Annotated in this window: 16 protein-coding genes; 3 read left to right on the forward strand and 13 right to left on the reverse strand. The window is 39.3% G+C overall.

Annotated elements, in window-relative coordinates; all coding sequences use genetic code 11:
• Nucleotides 1-30 precede the first annotated feature (30 nt).
• The 9 genes from ACULLG_RS11020 to ACULLG_RS11060 form a co-directional block, all read right to left on the reverse strand.
• Complete coding sequence (locus ACULLG_RS11020; RefSeq protein ID WP_452126842.1) at nt 31-975, reverse strand: hypothetical protein; 945 nt, start codon at nt 973-975, stop codon at nt 31-33.
• Nucleotides 972-1661: an SGNH/GDSL hydrolase family protein gene (locus ACULLG_RS11025; protein WP_452126843.1), complete on the reverse strand. Its 690-nt coding sequence runs from the start codon at nt 1659-1661 to the stop codon at nt 972-974. The genes ACULLG_RS11020 and ACULLG_RS11025 overlap by 4 nt, the downstream gene beginning before the upstream one ends.
• Before the next feature lie 52 nt (nt 1662-1713).
• The gene (locus tag ACULLG_RS11030) at nt 1714-2292 is read right to left on the reverse strand and encodes a hypothetical protein (protein ID WP_452126844.1); all 579 of its coding nucleotides are present in this window, start codon (nt 2290-2292) and stop codon (nt 1714-1716) included.
• Nucleotides 2289-3458, reverse strand: coding sequence for a heparan-alpha-glucosaminide N-acetyltransferase domain-containing protein (locus ACULLG_RS11035; protein WP_452126845.1), 1170 nt, complete (start codon nt 3456-3458; stop codon nt 2289-2291). Before ACULLG_RS11035 ends, ACULLG_RS11030 begins: the two co-directional genes overlap by 4 nt.
• A gap of 5 nt (nt 3459-3463) precedes the next feature.
• The gene (locus tag ACULLG_RS11040; protein WP_452126846.1) at nt 3464-4069 is read right to left on the reverse strand and encodes a carboxymuconolactone decarboxylase family protein; all 606 of its coding nucleotides are present in this window, start codon (nt 4067-4069) and stop codon (nt 3464-3466) included.
• 22 nt (nt 4070-4091) lie between these two features.
• On the reverse strand, nt 4092-5579 hold the full coding sequence (locus ACULLG_RS11045) for a S10 family peptidase (protein ID WP_452126847.1): 1488 nt from the start codon (nt 5577-5579) through the stop codon (nt 4092-4094).
• 54 nt (nt 5580-5633) lie between these two features.
• The gene (mgrA, locus tag ACULLG_RS11050) at nt 5634-6650 is read right to left on the reverse strand and encodes an L-glyceraldehyde 3-phosphate reductase (RefSeq protein WP_452126848.1); all 1017 of its coding nucleotides are present in this window, start codon (nt 6648-6650) and stop codon (nt 5634-5636) included.
• Nucleotides 6651-6901: 251 nt separating this feature from the next.
• Nucleotides 6902-8290 carry a hypothetical protein gene (locus ACULLG_RS11055; protein WP_452126849.1) on the reverse strand — a complete coding sequence of 463 codons (1389 nt, stop codon included), beginning with the start codon at nt 8288-8290 and terminating at the stop codon, nt 6902-6904.
• Nucleotides 8287-9462, reverse strand: coding sequence for a hypothetical protein (locus ACULLG_RS11060; RefSeq protein ID WP_452126850.1), 1176 nt, complete (start codon nt 9460-9462; stop codon nt 8287-8289). The genes ACULLG_RS11055 and ACULLG_RS11060 overlap by 4 nt, the downstream gene beginning before the upstream one ends.
• An 87-nt stretch (nt 9463-9549) precedes the next feature.
• Here ACULLG_RS11060 and ACULLG_RS11065 point away from each other — a divergent pair, with 87 nt between their 5' ends.
• Nucleotides 9550-10584, forward strand: coding sequence for a helix-turn-helix domain-containing protein (locus ACULLG_RS11065; RefSeq protein WP_452126851.1), 1035 nt, complete (start codon nt 9550-9552; stop codon nt 10582-10584).
• A 20-nt stretch (nt 10585-10604) separates the two neighbouring features.
• Here ACULLG_RS11065 and ACULLG_RS11070 read toward each other — a convergent pair whose 3' ends face one another.
• From ACULLG_RS11070 to ACULLG_RS11085, 4 genes are all read right to left on the reverse strand, one after another.
• Nucleotides 10605-11009 carry a gamma-glutamylcyclotransferase family protein gene (locus ACULLG_RS11070; RefSeq protein WP_452126852.1) on the reverse strand — a complete coding sequence of 135 codons (405 nt, stop codon included), beginning with the start codon at nt 11007-11009 and terminating at the stop codon, nt 10605-10607.
• 16 nt (nt 11010-11025) lie between these two features.
• A complete protein-coding gene (locus ACULLG_RS11075) occupies nt 11026-11871 on the reverse strand; it encodes an alpha/beta hydrolase (protein ID WP_452126853.1) in 846 nt (281 codons plus the stop codon).
• A gap of 62 nt (nt 11872-11933) precedes the next feature.
• Nucleotides 11934-12698, reverse strand: a complete 765-nt coding sequence (locus ACULLG_RS11080; protein WP_452126854.1) for a TIGR02757 family protein — start codon at nt 12696-12698, stop codon at nt 11934-11936.
• Between the two features lie 8 nt (nt 12699-12706).
• Nucleotides 12707-13369 carry an ABC transporter ATP-binding protein gene (locus ACULLG_RS11085; RefSeq protein WP_452126855.1) on the reverse strand — a complete coding sequence of 221 codons (663 nt, stop codon included), beginning with the start codon at nt 13367-13369 and terminating at the stop codon, nt 12707-12709.
• A 175-nt stretch (nt 13370-13544) separates the two neighbouring features.
• Between ACULLG_RS11085 and msrA the strand changes: the two genes are divergently transcribed.
• Nucleotides 13545-14087, forward strand: a complete 543-nt coding sequence (gene msrA, locus ACULLG_RS11090; protein ID WP_452126856.1) for a peptide-methionine (S)-S-oxide reductase MsrA — start codon at nt 13545-13547, stop codon at nt 14085-14087.
• Nucleotides 14088-14089: 2 nt separating this feature from the next.
• Nucleotides 14090-14689 (forward strand): GTP cyclohydrolase I FolE, encoded by a 600-nt coding sequence (gene folE / locus ACULLG_RS11095; RefSeq protein ID WP_452126857.1) that lies wholly within the window; start codon nt 14090-14092, stop codon nt 14687-14689.
• Nucleotides 14690-14702 lie beyond the last annotated feature (13 nt).

Here is a 14702-nt window from a genome sequence, read left to right on the forward strand (position 1 = left end):
TGCAAAGTAAACAAAATCAAGTGGTGAAGGCTAGTTAACCATTAAGGCTTTTAGGTTGATCTTAGCTTTGTACAACCTGCTGTTCCCATTCTGGTAGGTATCAAAAAATTTCGAAAGTACCTCAATGGATTGGATTGGGGTATCTGGATTAAGACTTCTACGGCTTGTAAAGTACAGTACATTGTTGTCTTCATCAACAAAGGGACAATAGTCCATGTACTTTGAATTGATTCCTATGGGCAAAGGTTTTGCTTTTGACCATTCGCCATTTTGATTTTTAAAACTAATATAAATATCACCGCTTCCTTGGCCATCTTCACGATTGTAACCCCCAAACAGCAGATAAGAATCATCTTGCGAGATATAGGAATTGTATTCAAATCCTTCCGTATTAATATTTGGGCTCAAGGGTTTTGGTAAGGTATAATTTCCATTTTCAAAGCTGGAATAGAAAATGTCGTCTCTTCCAACCGCAGACGGGCAGTCACAGGTAAAATAAAGATTACCATTTCGTGCTACAGCGGGATAAAACTCATTATGTTCTGTGTTCACAGGAGTTCCCATGTTGATTGGAGCGGACCAAACAGAATTTACGTCAGTTCTTTCTACATACCAAATATCAAAATCCTTGGTTTCTGTACCAGTATTGTCCAATGGTCGATTCGATACAAAATACAGTTTCAAACCATCTGGGCTTAAAAAAGGCTCAAGATCTTTGTATTTCCCGGAAAACGGTGCAATTTTGGGTGTTTCCCATTCATTCTCCCTTACATTGGAACTTGCAATTATTGAAACTTCCTCATTTGCTGATTGAATGGTAAAATAGGCTTCATCTCCAGTTTTTGACAGTGTGAAATCCCTAACCTTGTCAAACTTCTTAAGCACTTTTATGGCAGGGGAAACGGAAATTTTGGTTTGTCCAAAGGCCGTGGTCACGATGGCAAAGAGTACAAAAGTAATAGGGCTTAATTTCATTTTACAAGTGCTTTTTGAATGGCTTTTTCAGCCAATGTTTCCATTATGGCATACCCTTTTTTGGTAGGATGTACACCATCCTCGGCCAAAGCTTCGGGAAGCCCATTGCGTTTATCGGCCATGGAACTGAAATAATCCAGATAAATTAGTCCTTTTTGTTTCGCAGTTGCCTGAAGCATGGCATTCAGCTCAGGAATTTTTACATTGGGATTCAGGCCAGGACGCCATGGATAGTCAAAGGCGGGAACCACCGAACATATAATTGGACGAATTCGGTTTGCTTCAGCCAATTCCACCATAGATAGGATATTATCATGAATCTGCTCCAAGGTAGCGGGACCTGTATTCCCTGCAATGTCATTGGTACCCGCTAGGATAAGAACGATTTTTGGTTGTAAGGCAATTACATCTTGACGAAATCTTAAAAGCATTTGCGGCGTGGTCTGGCCACTAATGCCTCTATTTATATAAGGTTTGCCTTCAAAAAATTTAGGACTTGCAATGGACCATCCTTCCGTGATGGAATTGCCCATAAAAACTACTCGATTTTCACCATCTGTCAAAGCTGGTAATGTTGCATTGGCCTCCTGGTATTTTTGGAGATTTGCCCAATCTTGGGCATCGATTTTTTTCGAGAAACCTAAAAAGGAGAGCACAATAAGAAATAGTATTTTAAATTTTTGCATTGAATTATTTTGTTTTTAAAACCAACTAGATAGCGGCGTAAAGCAATCATGCCTAATTCTTTGGGGGCGTGATCATAATATGTGCCCTATGTGTCCCTGGGTTCATTAGCCATGCATGGCCTGGGGGAGTGGGCGTGGTAGGTAAACCGGTAGATTCACCTGTGGCATAGGGAATATAAAAGACGTAGCGGACATATGGATTTTCAATTTCCATGGTTTCAGAATTCACCGTTCCTGTAAAAACACATAGCGTTGCTTTATCGGGCATTTGTAATTTGCCAGCCTTCACTTCTTCTTCACGGATGTCGAAAATCTCCTGGGCTTCTTTCCCTTGAGCTTTTAACTCTCTTCCACGCGCCATGAACGGTTCTAAATCTTTATGATAAGCCGCGGTTGAGAATTTCTCTCTTTTTGGGTCGGACGCCAAGGCAATATAATCGTTGGTGCCTTCACGGAGGGTAGTAAATTTTCCTTCGGAATTGTACCCGTAAACCTTTGCACCATCTTTATAATCTTGGGGAACAGCCATAACAGCGGTTTTAATTTGCCATGTTTTTGAAGGAATTTGTTGTGCCCTGGTAACCGACAGGCAAAACACACACACAACAGCTGAAAGAATAATTTTTCTCATAATTTTAGTTTATAGCCTTTACGCTCCAGCCATCCAGTAAAAACAACAACCAAGAGTGCAAACAGCATAGAAATGAGTAATCCTACGACGCCTGAGTTTAAAACTTCAGGCAATCTAATATAACTTAAGTTTCGCAAAGGATAAACAAAGTAGGGAATCATATAGCAAGTCAAGGTTGCCGTACCTGCTGGTTTTATAAAATCTGCCCACTTTGTAATTTTCAATACGTCTGCGATATAATGTAATAAGACAAAGGACAAAAAGCCTATGCCCGAGCATATGGCCATCCACGATGGCGTTCCTTGAATTTTAGAAATACCCCAAATTGGTCTGGTTCCGAGCCCATAAACCAAACAAATTATGCCCAATACCATTAGTATGGCATAAGAAGATTTATTATTGGACTTACCAAATCTTTGAAACAATAGGGAAGCAACAACACCAGCGGATGTGAATGCAGGAATGGTTCCGGAGTAAAGGGGGGATATAGTGCTCAAAATCCCATCAAAGTGCAATAAATCAGTAGCTGTGGATAAAACCGACAACACATTGAATAATAGCCACAAAACCAACATAGCGTATAAATTACCTTTGGTAAAAAGATATACCAGTGCATTGGCAAGGTAGGCCCAACCTATAAGACCGAGTATGCCCCACCATTGAGGTTTCATCCAGTCTCCTCCAGAGTTACCACCTTTATATACAATGGCCAAATACGCAAAGATGAGCAGCCCAACAACTTGAAAAACGATATGCCATTTTTTCGGAAGTGGACTTTTTTTCCAATTCATCCAAACCAAAACCACGGCCAACGCCATCAGGAAGCACCAAAGATATTTGCCCAGTCCCATGGTTTCATGATGCGTTTCATAATTGACCATGAAGTATCCAATGAACAAAAGGGAGAATGAGCGGATTAGAATATGTTTCCCAATGGTTATTGTACTTTCATTTTTTGAAAGTCGATGTTGAATGGCATATGGAATACTGAGTCCTACAATGAAAAGAAATAAAGGAAAAATCACATCGGAAAATCCCAAATAATCTTCTGTTGCAGATGCATGTTGCAACCATTTTGGAACCTCGGTTAAGGTCCAAAAATCATTTACCCAAATCATGAGTGCCATGGTCAGGGCTCTTAGAATGTCAATGGATGCAATTCTCATAGTTGTTATTTATGACTCCAATTATTGGGATCTCCACTTTCATTTGGGGATAATCCTAAAATATCACCTTTTATGTTTACACCGAGCCCCAAAACGGTTCGATTAACATAGTTAAAGTAACTTGCGACCTGGTTTATTTCCAAGATTTGCCCATCACTAAAACCAATGGATTTAAGGAGAACAATATCTTCTTGGACAATTGCATGGTGTTCCAAGGTCAATTTTTTGGAATACGCCATTCCAGCCAAAAACTTTTCATCAAAAAAGGTGGTTAGGTCATCAAGTTTAACGGCTTGTAAAAAGCTTTCAGATTTTTCATCCTCATTCAACAATTTTTTGAACCCTTCAAAATGATGTTTGACGCAATAATCACATTTATTAAGGAAACTTACATAAACGCCAATTGCCTCCAAATACCACTTGGGAAGTTCGTTGTTGGAATTGTGCAACACATTTTTATAGAGTGTCATATGCCCAACAAGGGAATGTGGCCTTAAGCTATGAATAGAGAGGACGTTGTCTACATTGTTATTTGGTCCTTTGACCCGATCATAGATTCTTTTTAGCTGTGGGTCGGCATTTTCGTATTCGATTACTTTAATCCAACTCATGGGATTCTATATCAAAACAGGATTAATATTTTGCGCTTTGACCTGTGGCCGAAGTCCTAAGAATAAATGCCCGTAAGTCATCATTGGCTTTTTTCAAATCTTCACGTCGTAGATACATCATATGTCCTGAACGGTAGCCTTTGAACTCGAAACGATCTCTCATGCGGCCACTTGGGTCTACCTGCCACATGGTGTATTTGGCATTGAAGTAAGTAGTGGCTCCGTCGTAATAACCGGATTGTACCAAAACATTCAGATATGGATTTTGTGCCATGGCCTGTCTGAGGTTATCCCTAGTGTTGTCATCCTCATTGTTCCATGGATGCACCGGACCGAACATATTGTATTTGATATCAGTTTTGAATTTTAATTCTTCCTGTAAATAGTAGTTGATGGCAGGGGCGAAGCTGTGCAGCCAAGAAGTCAACTCCGCAGAATAATCGGGACTATCCCCAAAAAGCTGCCTATCGATTCCTAGATAGCGGCTATCCAACCTTCCAACATTGTATCCGCCATTATCTTTCAATAGATTTTTCCAGAAGAACTGTGTGGGTACATCCAGATTATGGTCTAGGATGTCTTTTTCCTGTAATCCTGAATAATAGGCCATTTTTTTGGCGACATTTTTCCGTTCTGCATCTGAAATAAAACCTCCCTTGGCAATGGCAGGAATTAAAGTATTGACAGTGTATTCCTCTGACTCTGGCAAAATATCCAATAAATCTTTGTTTTGAAGTTCAGTTGGTAAGGCCTTGTGATGCCATGCTGCTGCTGTGTAGTAGGGCAGATTCAATGCACTTGAAACCGGTCCACCCACGCGAATTACTTTGTAATCTGCCGGAGAAACCATGATCACCCCATTTAAATACATCCACTGTTGGTTCTGTAAAGCCAATGAAAGCCCCATTACCCTGGTTCCTCCATAACTTTCACCAATAATGTATTTGGGGGAGCGCCAACGATTGTTTCTTGTAACGAAAGTATTTAGCCACTCGGCCAAATACTTTACATCGGCATTTATCCCAAAGAATTTGTCACGGTCCACCTTTTCACCTTTTTCTGGAATGGTTCTGGAATAACCCGTGTTTGCTGGATTTACATATACGATGTCCGTCACATCCAAAACAGAATATGGATTGTGTTTTACCCCATAAGGTTGCACTGGGTGGCCCTCATCGTCAATCTTTAAAATTCGAGGGCCGGTGTAGGCAAGGTGCATCCAAACAGAACCGGACCCTGGACCTCCGTTAAAAGAAATCAACAGCGGGCGTTCAGCTCTATTTTTTACATTGTTTTTGGTGTAGTAGGTGTAATGTAAGGAAGCGATGGGTTCGCCCATTTCGTCCCAAACAGGTTGTGTGCCCGTGGTAGCTGTATAGCTTAAACTTGAACCATTGATGGTAACATTGTGCTGGGTGGTAACAGTGGTATCCGCCGGGAGTTTTCTATTTTGGGCAAGCGCAAGTGTACTGCACAGGATGATGCACAGCATGAATTGGATTTTTTTCATGTCGGTTTCATTTTATATTTGAATTAGTCAGATTCTTACAATATTGGTTTTCCCTTATTTTAAAATTGCTTCAATTTTTTCAAGCTCTTCTTTGGTGAAGGTCAGATTGTCCAAAGCCTTTATATTGTCCAAAAGTTGTTCTGTTCTGCTAGCACCGATTAAAACAGTTGTGATACGCTCATCTTTTAATACCCAGGCCAAGGCCATTTGAGCCAAACTTTGGTTTCTTGCGTTGGCAATGGCATCCAATTTCATGACTTTTTCCAAAAGCTCGGGCGTGATTTGGTCAGACTTTAAATAACGGGCATCCTTTGCAGCTCTTGAATCCTTTGGAATACCCTTTAAGTATTTATTGGTAAGGATACCCTGTTCTAGAGGTGAAAATGGTATAGCACCAATACCTTTTTCACCCAAAACATCAAGAAGTCCATCTTCCACCCACCTGTCCATCATATTATATCTCGGCTGGTGAATAAGCAACGGAGTTCCAAGGTCCTTTAGGATATCGTATGCTCTTCTGGTGTCCTCGGCACTATATTGGGATATACCCACGTAAAGTGCTTTGCCCTGTTGAACCATATGATGCAGTACTCCCATGGTTTCTTCCAAAGGAGTATCAGGGTCAGGCCTATGGTGATAAAATATATCCACATAATCAAGTCCCATCCTATTCAGACTCTGATCTAGACTTGCAATTAAATATTTTCTAGAGCCGAAGTTACCATAAGGCCCCGGCCACATATCCCATCCAGCTTTTGAGGAGATAATCAATTCATCCCTGTAATTTTTAAAATCTTTATTGAAAAGACGACCAAAATTATCTTCAGCCGCTCCATAGGGTGGACCATAGTTGTTTGCAAGGTCAAAATGAGTTATCCCATTGTCAAAGGCAGTTCTTAAAATTTGACGTGCGTTATTGAAATCGTTTGTGTGTCCGAAGTTGTGCCAGAGCCCCAAGGAAATCTTAGGGAGAAGGAGTCCGCTGTTACCGCAACGTCTGTATTGCATCTTATCATATCTACTTTCGTTTGGAACGTAATTTTCCACCCCAAAGGAGTCATTTAAAGCCATGTGTAAAGGTATAGTTGTGTTAAGGGAACTAAATTTATCACATTTCGATAGAGATATTCCAGTTTTGGAGATTTTAACTTAAATTTTTGATAATGCTCTACTTCAGAAAGAGGGATATTAGAGATTATGCATATAGGTATAGTTTTAATTGTAGACCATATTTTCACGTCGGTAGAGGAAAAAATGGCAATATGAACTTACTTTTTAATACTAAATATGTTTTCTCTTGATTTGGAAATGAATAATCCACCTTAATAACTCCTTTTTTCCTTCGAGGCGGGTAAGTCATGAATTTCTATTTCATCAAAATAATGCCTTCCTTTTTTTCTAGTATCAAACTCTAACTTGATTTGTTTTTGCGCATCTGGATTTGACAAGTAATCAAGCGTTGTAAATGTGATTGTTTTTATGGCATGAATCATGGCAGCTTTGGCATATTCACTATTCCCAAAAGCTGCTGCTTCCCAATTTTGCATTGAAAGCCCCGATGGTATCCAACCAATAACAAATGAAATTAATGGTACCTGCCAACTAACATCGCCAATATCACTTGCGTAGCCATATAGCCCTTCTGATCTTTGCTTTTTAAAGGGTAAGGGGTCTGTTAAAAAGAGACCCTTTTCTTCAGAAGCAAGTTGATATATAAGATTTGAAAGCTTTATATCCTTGTTGGTCACTTTTCTTTTCTCCAAAGCCGAAATATGATGATAGGCGAGTTGGTTACCGCTTAATGTGGGGATGAACTCATGCAAACCTCTAAAAACTTTCCACTGCACTTGAATATCTTTTTTCTGGGTTTCCAGATATTTTTTTAAGCTGCTAAATATTGAAATGGCCTCCTCTTGTGTGGAATGTTGAATTCTTAGTTGAAGTTTGACACTATCGTCAGGTACGGCAAGATTGTATGCGGTGTTTTGAATCTTGGCTCTTAGAAGGGCATCGGTGCTATGTTCTTTCTTAAGTTGTTCAAAGTAATTAACAAGAATCATAGCATTTTTTAATGCATTCGCACCCGCATAGGTTATTTCTAAATCGATAAGGGCATCCCATTTGGAGAGGTTTGCCGAGGTTACCGGGGCCGGATGCCAAAAGAATGCCAGATCCATATGGTCGAAATGCCCATTTTTCACCATTGGTACCCTACCGCCCAGGCTACCTTCTCCAGAACTGAAAAGAAACCTAATTTGAGCATCAATTTTCTCCTTTTCAACCAGTTTTTTGAGTACTAAAGCTGCTCCAAGACTTCCTGTGCCAAGTAAATGATGTCCCGCTCCATGTCCGAAATCGGAATTTGGTAAATCCAAATGTTCTATTGGTTCCAGAGGGCTATCTGCGTCTGCTTCTGCAAGAATTCCAATTATCGGACCTTTATTTCCGAACGAGGCAATAAACATAGTTGGATAACCGCCTATATTTTCTTCAAGGCTGAAACCTTCCTCTACTAATATGGTTTTATACAATTTTGATGTTCGATGGTCCATAAAAGAAGGCTCTGAATAACTCCAGACGGTTTCACTAATGTCAAAAAGTGAGGGTTGAAGTTTTGATATATATTCTGCGGCCTTAATTTTTAGTGAATCCGAACTTTGCGCAAAAAAACAATAGGTAAAAAAGTAGATTAAAATTGAAAGTTTTTTCATTTTATGGAAATTTTCGCAAAATAAGGATTGAAAACACCATCAGGTGCTGATGACCACATGATATATAGTCCATCTGGCTCATTTGCAACCAAACCACAATAATCACCACCCTGGGGCCAAGCTCTGACAGCCCATCCGTTACGTTGGTCTGGTCTGCTTAATCTCCCCAATTTAATAGGATTTGAAGCTTCCATTTTTTCATTTATGTGCAATACATATTTTTGAAAACTTCCTTTTGATTCTTCGTTTGTAAAAACAATCACGGCATGGTCTTTATACCATACCGCAGCGTCAAGGTTAATTAAATAATCTCCCTTCGCAACCAATTTTGATTTGGTCCAACTTTTTCCAAGGTCGGAACTCATAACCACGCTCAGTTCTTTTCTTTCCACATCGGTAAAAAAGTAATAGAGTTTGTCAATTCCTTTTACCAAAATATGATGCTTTGCTCCCGAAAGGTGTGTGATCAGTAATGGAGTGGAAGCATCTAAACTTTGTTTATCCAGCATTAAAAGCCAACTGGTCATCTGACCAAAATTAGTACTTGATTTGCCATTCCAACTACCCCTCAATACTACTGGAATGGCAATCTGGTCATTGACAAAGACAGGTTTTTTAAAACTCAAATCTACTCCGTTAAAAACCTCAATAGATCGCTTTTTCGAGGTTCCATTTTTGGTTTTGTACACATAAAGAACCATGTCGGACCCTACCTTTTGGGTCGAAAAAATGTAACTACTTCCAGAATCGGACAGTACGGTTGCATAATCATGTCCCACTCCATGAGAAATGGGCTGCTCCCATTTTCCATTGTTGGTTACGAAACTTTGTAAATGAAACCGGTTTCCTTCACTGATATCTGTGAAAACAAATTTATTACCGCCAAGCATGGTTATCCAAGGGTCCGCGGCCTCTTTGGTGTGCTTTGCTGGTCGAATGGCCCAATCCTTCCCCAAATTGTAAGATTCCATTAAAAGGGTTCCATAAGTGGGTGTCAATGCATTCGGATTTACTGTAAGTATCGAAGCGATAAGATGATTGTTATAAAGACTCATGGTTAACTCGCTGCTTACGATACTATTTGGAAAGGGCAATTTTTTAATAAACTTAATTTCCTGTGCGTTCCCTACAACGGTTAACAATGAAATGACCGCAAATAAGATTTTGTTCATGCACCAATATTATCCGAATTGTTCTTAATATTGATAGGAATTATTTAATTCGAACCTCGCTTTTATATCATTTAAGGACATTTGAACATGAACGAGTTACTTTGGATCAAAAGTCTTTTAAACTTTTTGATACTCTGTTTGTCTGGACTTGTGCTTGGCATTCTTGTAAACCACAAAGAGAAACTGACCATACGTGTTTGGGCACCGGCTATTTCGACCATTCTCATCATAAACATATGGGGTCTGTTATGGAGCATGCTGAAGTTTACGGGTTGGCTGCCCGGATATTCGGGATTCATGGATTCTTTGCATCCGCTCTACGTACTTTTCAATTTTCTTTTGGGACCTGTTATGCTATCTAGCCTCAAATATGACCATCTACGTTGGACAATGTTGGTACATTCCATTCCTGCTCTAGTTTGCCTTTTCTTGTTTTGGACAACCTCGATTGACGAAGCGTTAATGAGCATTTTTGCATTCGTACACTTTGTAATCTACGCTGCTTACATATTGGGTAAATTTAAAAATAGGATATTCCCAAAGGTTGGCTGGTCAGCTGTTAAGACCATATTAGGGTTGTGGATGATTAGTTATTTAGTCCACACCATGGAACTGGTTCTATGGTGGAGGTTGAACCTTATTTCAGAAACCATGGCTTGGGTATTATACGTAGTATCACAATCTATTTTGGCTTTTTCCTTGCTTTACCTAGTTCACTCTTTAGCCTCCAAAAAATCGAAGTTTGGCATAAAAGACCAATCTGATTTGCCCAAATATATATTGGAAAAGCTCCAAAAAGAATTTTCGGAATACATTACCAAGCCCCAGGTTTTTACGGACCCTCTTATAAGCCAGCAAAAAGTAGCAAAAGATTTAAGGGTGTCTTCATACCATGTATCACGTTATCTAAGTCATCATTATGGAGATTCTTTTTTGAACATAATCAACGGTTTGCGCATTAAGGCTTCCTTGGAATTGATAGAAAATCCTCAAAATCATGAAAAAACGATTAAGGATATTTTCTATCAAGTAGGGTTTAATACCCGATCTACCTTTAATTCGGCATTTAAGAATTATACAGGGTTGACTCCGTCGGAATATCGTACAAAATTTAAGGGGTAATTCAGGTCAGTAGAATTACATTACTGCATTTTTTTGATCTTATCCAGATAATCTTTCGGAAACCCTTTTTGTTTTACCAAGGCATGGAGTGCTTCCGCATATGCGGTATTGGTGCCTGTTAGTAATTCGAAAGGTAGATTATAACAAAGTGCTTTAACCGAATCCTTGGTTTCGGTGACAATATTGACCTCTTCCGGAATATAATCGGCAACACTGGATTCTGAGTAAAGCGTTTGGATTGCCTCTTGGTCACAGGTCATCACAATTCCGTAAGACCGTTCCCCCTTGGAAGGAATCAAAGAAGCTCTATTTCCAATTTTTAAGCCGTAATCATCAAGGTATCCCTTTCTAGGATTAGACGGCTTAAGACCGTTTTTGCTTAAAATGGCAGAATCCATAAACAGGCCGTAAAAGAATACCTCCATTGCTAGTTCTAAAACATTAGTTATTGCTATACTTGACCAAGTGCCTTTCTATGGCTTGCTCCAGTTGGTTATAATTGGTCTGAATTAACCAATGCCCGCCATCCACTTCAAGAAAGGTATAGTCTCCGGTCATGTATTTGTGGTTCCCTTTGGCAGCTATTTCACCCACGGCTAAATCTTTATTGCCCCAAATAAAAAGGGTAGGGGTTTCAATATTACCTATGGATTGCATTTTTTTTCGTCCGAGATTTGCCCTGTAATAATTAAGAGTAGCGGTCAAAGAGGACTTTCTTCTAAAAACAGACAGATAATTTTCCACTTCTTTGGGTGAGCTGTTTTTCCATAACCACCTAAATCCTTTAAAATCATCCTTTCGAATCTTATATTCGGGAATAAAAGGCAATAGAAAAAGTTTAACATATCTACTTTTCTTTTTTTGGATCGGGTCCGTTTTGTAGGCCTTTGCAAATGCTTTATGATGAGGGACGGATAAAGCAGTCCAACTCATGATTCTGTCTGGATTATTATAAACAATATCCCACCCAATGATTGCTCCCCAATCATGGGCAATCAAATGAAATTTATTTATACCTAAAACGTCACTGATATCAAATATATCTCCTTTAAGCTTTTCAAGGGTATAGTTTTTCACCCCTTTGGGGCAAGCACCTTGGCTATAACCTCGCATATCTGGCGCTATGCAGTAATAGCCAATAGAGGCAAGGTAATTCATGAGTCTGGTCCACATAATGGATGTTTCGGGAAAGCCATGAAGTAAAATAACGGGTTCATTGGTTTTATCCCCGGAAAATCGGCAGTCGAACTCTAATTTACCAATGCTTATTTTTTTTGATTGGTCCATGGTGGTTGGTAGTACTTAACACTGAAATAAAGATACATCAAATAAAAAGATAGGGGAGGAATTTAAAACCTTTCAAAAACCCCCAATCCGAACAAGGCAAAATCATATTTTACAGGATCCGTTGGATCTAGCTTTCTAAGATTTTTATCTAACTCAGCCAATGCCCTGGCATCATTTTGTTTGCGTTTGAGCAGCTTCAGTTTTCGGGCTACATTCCCAGAATGGACATCCAACGGGCACGAAAGTTGACTAGGTTTTAAACTTTTCCAAATGCCAAAATCCACCCCGGTGCTATTGTCTCGAACCATCCAGCGTAAAAACATATTAATTCGTTTGGCAGCAGAACCCTTTAACGGGTCCGAAACATGTTTTTGGGTTCTTGGTTGATGTTGAAGTTCAAAAAAGGTGGTTTTAAATTTAGAAATTGAGTTTTGCAGGGAGTCTTTATCTTGATGTCTGGCAAATACCGATTCCAATCCATCATGGTTTTTATAGACATTTTTCAGCGCCTGGACAAAATACTGAAGGTCAATTCCGTTAAAAGTCCTATGAACGAAGTTGGTCAGTTTTTCCAAGTCATTTTCCGAATGGTTCAACACAAAATCATAAGGAGAATTATCCAAAAGCTCCATTAAGTGGTTGGAATTTTTTATAATACTTTTTCGGTTTCCCCACGCGATGGTGGCCGTTAAAAAACCACTGATTTCTATATCCTCTTTTCTTGAAAAGCGATGCGGAACTTGTATTGGGTCATCCTCTAAAAACCTGGGGTGATTATATTGGACCACTTTGGCATCCAAGAATTCTTTAAGTTCCGATTGGGTCATAAAATGAATTAAGAAACAATTTGCCCGTCAACCATGGTCAGTTTACGGTCGGCCATATTCGCCAATTCGGAGTTATGTGTTACCAAAACAAAGGTTTGCCCAAACTCATCACGTAGTTTAAAAAATAACTGATGCAAATTATCTGCACTTTCTGAATCTAAATTACCACTTGGTTCATCTGCTAAAATCACAGAAGGATTATTGATCAGGGAGCGGGCTACGGCAACACGCTGTTGTTCCCCACCTGATAAAGCATTGGGCTTATGATCATATCGATTTTTCAATCCTAAAAAATCCAGTAACTCTTTGGCCCTTCTCTCCGCTTCAGCTTTTTGGGTCTTTTTAATAAAAGCTGGAATACAAACATTTTCCAAGGCAGTAAATTCGGGCAGTAACTGGTGAAACTGAAAAATGAACCCAATATGTTCATTTCTAAATCGTGCTAAGGGTTTATCCTTTAATTTCAAAACATCAATATCATTTACGGCGAGCGAACAATCTTTAGGATTGGATGGCGCATCCAAGGTGCCCAAAATCTGTAACAGGGTGGTTTTTCCAGCTCCGGAAGCTCCAACAATGGAAACTACCTCCTGTTTTTGTATTTCCAGATCAACCCCCTTTAACACTTGCAGTTGTCCGTAACTTTTTTGAATGTTTACAGCTTTGATCATTAAAGTTGCTTTATGGTGTGAAAGTAAGGATTACTGTTCAGCATGCAAAAATCGAGATTTTAAATAAAGTTTTCTTATTGAATTACGACTTTTAATTGTGTTTAATTAAAACCATTGGTTGTACAATCAACATCTTTGGTTTACTTTTCAACTATAAATGGACAATCAAAACAATATGAATTTGGAAACGGCAATTTTCGCCGGTGGGTGCTTTTGGTGTACCGAAGCTATTTTTCAACGACTTAATGGCGTGAATGAAGTAAAGTCTGGCTATACTGGGGGTGCTATAAAGAACCCAGCTTATAGGGAAATATGTACTGGACGAACAGGACATGCCGAGGCTATTCAAATTAGTTTTAATCCCAACGAAGTTTCTTATACCGAGTTGCTAGAAGTATTTTTTGCAACACACGACCCTACAACCTTGAACCGTCAGGGAAATGATGTAGGGACTCAGTATCGAAGCGAGATTTTTTATACTACCCCACAACAAAAAGAGTTGGCGGAACAGTTTATTGCACTTTTGAAAAAAGAAAATATTTTTCCTTCGCCAGTGGTCACCGCTGTATCGGAGGCACAACCTTTCTATTTGGCGGAAGAAGAACATCAAAATTATTATAACGACCATAAATCGCAGCCTTATTGCCAGGTCATTATAGATCCTAAAATTAAAAAGCTGAACAAACACTTCTCTAATAAGCTAAACACTGTAAAATAACCATGGCACCATATAAAAACTTAGAAGAATACAACATAAATGTCACCAATGAAGTCAAAGACCGTTTCTCCAAAATAATTGATGAGATTGGAGAGGATGTGAATCGTGATGGACTTTTAAAAACCCCTGAACGTGCAGCAAAGGCAATGCTGTTTCTAACTCAGGGGTACAAGCAAAATGCCGAAGAAATTTTAAAGGGAGCCATGTTCAAGGAAGACTATGACGATATGGTGATCATAAAGGATATTGAAGTGTATTCGTTATGTGAGCATCATATGCTGCCTTTTTTTGGAAAGGCCCATATTGCCTATATTCCAAATGGATACATTGTTGGATTGAGTAAAATACCACGCATAGTAGATGTTTTTGCCCGAAGATTGCAGGTGCAGGAGCGTTTAACACACGATGTTTTGGAATGCATCAACGACACTTTAAAGCCACAAGGGGTGGCCGTGGTAATTGAAGCTTCGCATATGTGTATGATGATGCGGGGAGTTCAGAAACAAAATTCTGTAACCACGACTTCGGGGTTTCGAGGACAATTTGAAAAAATTGAAACCCGGAACGAGTTTCTGAAGCTTATAAGCTCCGATTTGTCGTAATCCATTTTTCCAT

It is taken from the genome of Flagellimonas sp. 2504JD1-5 (assembly GCF_053618295.1).

Bases quoted from the DNA above. Each gene is read 5' to 3' on its own strand.
- ACULLG_RS11020 (WP_452126842.1), bottom strand. From the start codon at position 975: ATGAAATTAAGCCCTATTACTTTTGTACTCTTTGCCATCGTGACCACG.
- ACULLG_RS11025 (WP_452126843.1), bottom strand. From the start codon at position 1,661: ATGCAAAAATTTAAAATACTATTTCTTATTGTGCTCTCCTTTTTAGGT.
- ACULLG_RS11030 (WP_452126844.1), bottom strand. From the start codon at position 2,292: ATGAGAAAAATTATTCTTTCAGCTGTTGTGTGTGTGTTTTGCCTGTCG.
- ACULLG_RS11035 (WP_452126845.1), bottom strand. From the start codon at position 3,458: ATGAGAATTGCATCCATTGACATTCTAAGAGCCCTGACCATGGCACTC.
- ACULLG_RS11040 (WP_452126846.1), bottom strand. From the start codon at position 4,069: ATGAGTTGGATTAAAGTAATCGAATACGAAAATGCCGACCCACAGCTA.
- ACULLG_RS11045 (WP_452126847.1), bottom strand. From the start codon at position 5,579: ATGAAAAAAATCCAATTCATGCTGTGCATCATCCTGTGCAGTACACTT.
- mgrA (WP_452126848.1), bottom strand. From the start codon at position 6,650: ATGGCTTTAAATGACTCCTTTGGGGTGGAAAATTACGTTCCAAACGAA.
- ACULLG_RS11055 (WP_452126849.1), bottom strand. From the start codon at position 8,290: ATGAAAAAACTTTCAATTTTAATCTACTTTTTTACCTATTGTTTTTTT.
- ACULLG_RS11060 (WP_452126850.1), bottom strand. From the start codon at position 9,462: ATGAACAAAATCTTATTTGCGGTCATTTCATTGTTAACCGTTGTAGGG.
- ACULLG_RS11065 (WP_452126851.1), top strand. From the start codon at position 9,550: ATGAACGAGTTACTTTGGATCAAAAGTCTTTTAAACTTTTTGATACTC.
- ACULLG_RS11070 (WP_452126852.1), bottom strand. From the start codon at position 11,009: ATGGAGGTATTCTTTTACGGCCTGTTTATGGATTCTGCCATTTTAAGC.
- ACULLG_RS11075 (WP_452126853.1), bottom strand. From the start codon at position 11,871: ATGGACCAATCAAAAAAAATAAGCATTGGTAAATTAGAGTTCGACTGC.
- ACULLG_RS11080 (WP_452126854.1), bottom strand. From the start codon at position 12,698: ATGACCCAATCGGAACTTAAAGAATTCTTGGATGCCAAAGTGGTCCAA.
- ACULLG_RS11085 (WP_452126855.1), bottom strand. From the start codon at position 13,369: ATGATCAAAGCTGTAAACATTCAAAAAAGTTACGGACAACTGCAAGTG.
- msrA (WP_452126856.1), top strand. From the start codon at position 13,545: ATGAATTTGGAAACGGCAATTTTCGCCGGTGGGTGCTTTTGGTGTACC.
- folE (WP_452126857.1), top strand. From the start codon at position 14,090: ATGGCACCATATAAAAACTTAGAAGAATACAACATAAATGTCACCAAT.